The organism is Cellulomonas sp. P22, from assembly GCF_044392165.1.
Window position 1 is genome coordinate 21,841 of record NZ_JBISBW010000023.1, and the last position, 6,836, is coordinate 28,676.

At 71.3% G+C, this 6,836-nt stretch carries 5 protein-coding genes; 4 read left to right on the plus strand and 1 reads right to left on the minus strand.

What is annotated here, in order from left to right; translation table 11 throughout:
* Nucleotides 1-16: 16 nt before the first annotated feature.
* Nucleotides 17-1,012: a LacI family DNA-binding transcriptional regulator gene (locus tag ACGIF2_RS17360; RefSeq protein ID WP_396048466.1), complete on the minus strand. Its 996-nt coding sequence runs from the start codon at nucleotides 1,010-1,012 to the stop codon at nucleotides 17-19.
* Nucleotides 1,013-1,157: 145 nt separating this feature from the next.
* On the opposite strand from ACGIF2_RS17360, the gene ACGIF2_RS17365 reads away from it, so the two are divergent.
* The 4 genes from ACGIF2_RS17365 to ACGIF2_RS17380 all read left to right on the plus strand — a co-directional run bounded on the left by ACGIF2_RS17365 (nucleotide 1,158) and on the right by ACGIF2_RS17380 (nucleotide 6,761).
* Complete coding sequence (locus tag ACGIF2_RS17365; RefSeq protein ID WP_396048459.1) at nucleotides 1,158-2,471, plus strand: ABC transporter substrate-binding protein; 1,314 nt, start codon at nucleotides 1,158-1,160, stop codon at nucleotides 2,469-2,471.
* Between the two features lie 5 nt (nucleotides 2,472-2,476).
* Nucleotides 2,477-3,514: a carbohydrate ABC transporter permease gene (locus tag ACGIF2_RS17370; RefSeq protein ID WP_396048461.1), complete on the plus strand. Its 1,038-nt coding sequence runs from the start codon at nucleotides 2,477-2,479 to the stop codon at nucleotides 3,512-3,514.
* Entirely contained in the window at nucleotides 3,511-4,404 is an 894-nt protein-coding gene (locus ACGIF2_RS17375) for a carbohydrate ABC transporter permease (protein ID WP_396048464.1), read from the plus strand. The genes ACGIF2_RS17370 and ACGIF2_RS17375 overlap by 4 nt, the downstream gene beginning before the upstream one ends.
* Nucleotides 4,405-4,544: 140 nt before the next feature.
* Entirely contained in the window at nucleotides 4,545-6,761 is a 2,217-nt protein-coding gene (locus tag ACGIF2_RS17380) for a beta-glucosidase (protein WP_396048468.1), read from the plus strand.
* Nucleotides 6,762-6,836 lie beyond the last annotated feature (75 nt).

The window sequence follows — 6,836 nt, forward strand, 5'->3', positions numbered from 1 at the left end:
GCTGCGGCTCAGCGGCTCAGCGGCTCAGCGGGTCACGGCGCGGCGGTGCGCAGGACGAGCGCACCACGAGCTCGGTGGGCAGCCGCAGGTGCGAGGCCCGCTCGCGCCCGTCGATCAGGTCGACGAGCATCCGCAGCGCCTCGGCGCCCATCTGCTGGAGCGGCTGGTTGATGGTCGTGAGCGGGGGAGAGGCCAGCGCCGACTCGGGCACGTTGTCGAAGCCGATCACCGACAGGTCCTCGGGCACGGACATCCCGAGCTCGCGCGCGACGGTCATGACCTGGATGGCCGAGAGGTCGTTCGCTGCGAACACGGCCGTGGGGCGGTCGTCGCGGTCCAGCAGCGACCGGGCGGGTCCGTCGGCGGTCTCGGGGCGGTAGCCACCGATCGTCACGAGCGACTCGTCGACCGGGATCCCCGCGTCGTGCATCGCCTGCCGGAACCCGTCCTCGCGCTGCTGGGCCGAGTCGAGGTCGACGCGGCCTCCGAGGAAGCCGATGCGCCGGTGACCGAGGGCCACCAGGTGCCCGGTCGCGAGCATGGCCCCGGCGCGGTTGTCGGAGTCGATCGTGGGGGTGCCCGACGGCCCGGTGTGGGGGTCGACCGCCACGACGGGAACTCCGTGGTCGGACGTGATGACCGTCGGCGTGACGATGATCGCGCCGTCGATCAGCGTGCCCGAGAGGCGGGACAGGTAGCGCCGCTCCCACCCGACGTCGCCGCCACGCCCGCCGCCCGAGTAGGCGAGCAGCTCGTACTCGGTCGCGCCGACGGCTGCCGAGGCCCCCTTGAGCAGCTCGGTGCTGAAGGGCTCGAACTCCGCGACGAGGATCCCCAGCACGTTGGTCTGGTGCCGGCGCAGCGAGCGTGCACCCAGGCTGGCCTCGTACCCGAGGTCGTCGATGACCTGCTGGACGCGGGCGAGGGTGCTCTGCGCGACGCCGTAGCGCCCGTTGACGACCTTGGACACGGTGGCCACGGAGACGCCGGCAGTGCGGGCCACGTCTGCCATCTTCACGCGAGGGGTCGTCTCCACGGGGGAAGCATAGGGGAAAGATCGTGTCGATAACGTTATCGACAACGATTGACGCGCAGCCTCTCGGCCTGTCAACCTGAGCGACGTCCAGCCCTGTCAGTGACGACGAGGAGATTCGACGATGAAGACGAAGACAAGGACAGCAGCGCTGCGCACCCTGAGCCTGGGCGTCGGTGTGGCACTGCTCGCGAGCGCGTGCGGTTCGGGGTCCGGCGGTGACGACGCGACGGACGCTGCCGGCGGAGACGGCACCACCATCACCTGGTGGCACAACTCGAACACCGCGCCCGGCAAGGACTACTACGACCAGGTCGCGAAGGACTTCGAGGCTGCCAACCCCGGCGTGACCGTCGAGGTCAGCGCCATGCAGCACGACGACATGGTCACCAAGCTCGATGCCGCGTTCCAGAGCGGCGACGCGCCGGACATCTACATGGAGCGCGGCGGCGGCGAGCTCGCCGCGCACGTCGAGGCCGGACTGACCAAGGACCTCTCCGACGCGGCCGCCGACACGATCTCGAAGCTCGGCAGCTCGGTCGCAGGCTGGCAGGTCGACGGCAAGACCTACGGGCTGCCCTTCTCGATGGGCGTGGTCGGCTTCTGGTACAACAAGGCGATCTTCGCGCAGGCGGGCATCACCGCGGCGCCCACCACGATGGACGAGTTCTACACCGCGGTGGACAAGCTCAAGGCAGCCGGCATCGAGCCGATCTCCGTCGGCGTCGGCGAGAAGTGGCCCGCGGCCCACTACTGGTACTACTTCGCGCTGCGTGAGTGCTCGCAGAAGGTGCTCGCGGACGCGGTCGGGACGCTCGACTTCAGCGACCCGTGCTTCGTGAAGGCCGGCGAGGACCTCGAGAAGCTCGTCGCCGCCGAGCCGTTCAACACCGGCTTCCTCTCGACGCCGGCGCAGAAGGGCCCGACGAGCGCGTCGGCCCTCCTGGCGACCGGCAAGGTCGCGATGGAGCTCGCCGGGCACTGGGAGCCCGGTGTGATGCAGGGACTCACCGAGGACAAGAAGGGCCTGGGCGACGACACGGGCTGGTTCGCGTTCCCGGCCGTCTCCGGCGGCAAGGGTGACCCGGCCTCCGTCCTCGGCGGTGGCGACGCATGGGCCGTGTCGCAGGACGCGCCCGACGCAGCGGTCGACTTCGTCAACTACCTGCTGTCCGACGAGGTCCAGAAGGGCTTCGCCGAGCTGGACATGGGCCTGCCGACGAACCCGAGCGCCACCCAGTACGTGAAGGACACGGCGCTCAAGGGCCTGCTCGAGGTCCGCGACGCCTCGCCGTTCGTGCAGCTCTACTTCGACACGGCGTTCGGCACCTCGGTCGGTGGCGCGATGAACGACGCGATCGCGCTGGTCTTCGCCTCCAGCGGGACCGCGCAGGACATCGTGGACGCCACCCAGGCGGCGGCTGACGCGGAGAAGTGACCGACGTGGCAGACGACACGACCGCCCCAGTGGGCGCCACCGTCTCGCCTGCGACGTCCCCCACCCAGGCCCCGGTCGTCGTCCGCGCTTCGGCGCGGACGGCGGCCCGGGCCCCGGGCGGACGCCGTGGGCCGGGCCCCGCCTGGCGCAAGCGCGCGGAGATCGTCTTCTTCGTGGCGCCAGCGCTCATCCTCTTCACGTTCTTCGTGGTCTGGCCCATCATCAAGGCCGTCCAGTTCTCGCTGTACCGCTGGAAGGGCTTCGGCCCGCTCGTCGACTTCGTCGGGCTGCGGAACTACGTGAGCGTGCTGCAGAACGACGTCTTCACGGACGCGCTCCAGCACAACCTCCTCGTCGTGGTGTTCTCGATCCTCATCCAGCTCCCGCTCGGCCTGGCCATCGCCCTGCTGCTCAACCGCAAGATGTGGGGCCAGGGCCTGCTCCGGACCATCATCTTCGTGCCGTACGTCCTGGCCGAGGTCATCGCGGGCGTCGTGTGGTTCCAGCTGCTGCAGCCGAAGTACGGGGTCATCGAGGCGATGCTCGGCGCGGTCGGGCTCGAGGGCCCGCCGCAGGGCTGGCTCGGCACCCCGGACCGGGCCCTGATCGCCGTGATCGTGGTGCTCACCTGGAAGTACCTCGGGCTGGCCGTGATCCTGTTCCTCGCCGGCCTGCAGGGCGTCCCCGAAGAGCTCTTCGAGGCGTCCCAGCTCGACGGTGCCAGCTGGTGGCAGACCCAGCGGAAGATCACGATCCCGCTGCTCGGCCCGACCCTGCGCACCTGGGCCTTCCTGTCGATGATCGGCTCGCTGCAGCTCTTCGACATGGTGTGGATCCTCACCAAGGGCGGCCCGGCCAACGCCACGACCACGATGGTGACGTTCCTGGTCACCGAGGGCACCAAGCGGCAGAACTTCGGCATCGCGTCCGCCGCGTCGGTGATCCTCTTCGTGATCGCCCTCGTCCTCGCGCTGACCTATCAGCGCTTCGTCATGCGCCGTGACACCCACGACCCGGCTCCGCGGAAGAAGGCAACACGATGAGCGCCGGCACCCTGACCTCCGCCCGGCCCGCGCCACCCTCGAACCCGAAGGCGTCGCGTCGGCGCATCAAGCGTCCGGGCGGCGGCTCGCCGCTGGTCTACGGCCTGGCCCTCGTGGTCGTGGCGCTGACCCTCGGACCGGTGATGTACGGCGTGCTGGGCGGCTTCAGGTCCAACGCGCAGCTCGCGGAGGACCCCGCGGCGCTCCCCGGCCCGTGGATCATGTCGAACTACTCCGGCGTGCTGACCAATCCCGACTTCTGGCGCTACACGCTGAACTCCACGACCATCGCCCTCCTGACGACGGCCATCGTGGTCGTGTTCGGTGTGATGGCGGCCTACCCGTTGGCCCGGTACCGGTTCCGCGGGCGCGAGCAGCTGTTCCTGGTCTTCGTGGCGGGCCTGCTGTTCCCCGCGACCGTCGCGATCATCCCGCTGTTCATCCTCATCACCAAGGACCTGCACCTGGGCAACACGTGGTGGGGTGTGGCGCTGCCGCAGGCGGCGTTCGCGCTGCCGACCACGGTGATCATCCTGCGCCCGTTCCTGCAGGCGCTGCCCGACGAGCTCGAGGAGGCGGCGCTGCTCGACGGGGCGTCCCGCATCGGGTTCTTCTGGCGGATCCTCGTGCCCCTGTCCGGCCCCGGCATGGTCACGGTGGGCGTGCTCGCGTTCGTCGGCTCGTGGAACGCCTACCTGCTGCCGCTGCTGCTGCTGCAGGGTGACATGAAGACCCTCCCGCTCGGTGTCGCGGACTTCTCCTCGGAGCACTCGTCCGACACCGCCGGGGTGTTCGCGTTCACCTCGCTCGCCATGATCCCCGCGCTGGTGTTCTTCCTGGCCATGCAGAAGAGGATCGTCAACGGGCTCCAGGGGGCGGTCAAGGGATGACGCTCGTGCAGCCGGGCCGGGCCTCCGCCCGGCCCAGCGCCCCCCTGCCTGTACGTCACGACGAAGGAGACGGATCGGTGACTGATCTCCAGCTGGCCGGACCCGGGGTGAGCGAGCGGGTCCGTTCTCTCCTCGCGGAGATGACGCTCGAGGAGAAGCTCGCGCAGATCGTCGGGTTCTGGGAGAAGTCCGAGGGCGAGGCGGTCGCTCCGCTGCAGGGCGAGTTCACGCACGACCACGGGCTGGTCGAGGCCACCCGGCACGGGCTCGGGCACCTGACCCGGGTCTACGGCACCCGGCCCGTCGACCCGGTCGAGCGGGCCCGGCGGCTCTGGGAACAGCAGCGCTCGCTGGTCCGGGACACCCGCCTGGGCATCCCTGCCCTGGTGCACGAGGAGTGCCTCACGGGCCTGACCGCGTGGCAGGCCGCGACGTTCCCGACGCCGCTCGCGTGGGGGGCGACGTTCGATCCGGACCTCGTCGCCGAGATGGGGGCGGTGATCGGGGGGTCGATGCGCACGCTCGGCGTCCACCAGGGGCTGGCGCCCGTGCTCGACGTGGTCCGGGACCCCCGCTGGGGTCGCGTCGACGAGTGCATCTCGGAGGACCCGTACGTGGTCGGCACGATCGGGACCTCGTACGTCAGGGGCCTGCAGTCGACCGGGGTGCACGCCACCCTCAAGCACTTCGTCGGGTACTCGGGGTCGCAGTCGGGGCGGAACTTCGCCCCCGTGCACGCCGGGCCGCGCGAGGTCGAGGACGTCCTGCTCGTGCCGTTCGAGATGGCGCTGCTCGACGGCGGGGCGAGGTCGGTGATGAGCTCCTACAACGAGATCGACGGGGTGCCCGTCGCGGCCGATCCGGCCATGCTCACCGGGGTGCTGCGCGAGCGCTGGGGCTTCGACGGCACCGTGGTCGCGGACTACTTCGGGGTCGCGTTCCTGCACCTCCTGCACGACGTCGCCGCCGATCTCGGCGAGGCCGCAGGACTGGCCCTCGCCGCCGGCGTCGACATCGAGCTGCCGACCGGTGACGCGTACCTCGCGCCGCTCGCGCAGGCGGTCCGTGCCGGACGCGTCGACGAGGCGCTCGTCGACCGGGCTGTGCTGCGTGCGCTCGCGCAGAAGGAGGAGCTGGGGCTCCTGGACGCGACGTTCGACGACGAGCCGCCCACCGAGGTCGACCTCGACAGCCCCGAGCACCGCCGGCTCGCCGCGCGGCTCGCCGAGGAATCGGTCGTGCTGCTCTCGAACGACGGCACGCTGCCGCTGTCCCGGCCCGCGCGGCTCGCTGTGCTGGGGCCGAACGCGGACCGGGTCCAGGCCCTGTTCGGCTGCTACTCGTTCCTCAACCACGTGCTCGCGCACCACCCGGAGGTGGAGCTCGGGATCGAGATCCCGACTGTGATCGAGGCGCTCACGGCAGAGCTGCCGGGGACGCTGATCACCTCGGCGCGCGGCTGCGCGGTCGACGACGACGACCGCTCGGGCTTCGCCGCGGCGGTCGAGGTCGCGAGGGACGCCGACGTCGCCGTGGTCGTCGTGGGCGACCACGCGGGCCTGTTCGGTCGCGGCACGGTGGGCGAGGGGTGCGACCGGGACGACCTCGAGCTGCCGGGCGTGCAGCGCGAGCTCGTCGAGACCCTGCTCGCGACGGGCACGCCCGTCGTCCTCGTCCTGCTCACGGGCCGGCCGTACGCGGTCGACTGGGCCCTCGAGCGGTGCGCGGCCGTCGTGCAGGCGTTCTTCCCGGGCGAGGAGGGCGCCACGGCCGTCGCGGGCGTGCTGACCGGCCGCGTCAACCCGTCGGGGCGGCTGCCGGTGAGCATCCCGCGCTCGGCGGGCGCTCAGCCGTACTCCTACCTGCACCCCTCGCTCGGGGGCGATGGGGACGTGACGAACCTGCGCAGCACCCCGGCGCTCCCGTTCGGGCACGGCCTGTCGTACACGACGTTCGCGCACACGGACCTCACGGTCGACGCGCACGTCGCCACCGAGGGCCGGATCGAGGCGCGGGTCCGCGTCGCCAACACGGGCCGGTGGCCCGGTGACGACGTGGTGCAGCTCTACGCCCGCGACGTCGTCGGCTCGGTGACCCGGCCGGTCGCCCAGCTCGTCGGGTACCAGCGGGTGCACCTCGGGCCGGGGGAGTCCGTGGACGTGACGTTCTCGGTGCCGACCACGCGGCTGGCGTTCACCGACCGCGCCAGGGAACGGGTCGTGGAGCCGGGCGACGTCGAGCTGTGGGTCGGCCCGTCGTGCGCCCAGCGCGAGACCGAGGCGCGGACGACGCTCACGGGGCCCGTCCACCGGGTCGACTCCCGCAGCGACCGGTGGACCACGACGTCGGTGGTGTGAGCCGACGCACCGCACGACGCACGACACGGCACCGGGGGACGAAAAAAGGGTGTGTGGGGGCCGTGCTGCACCGGG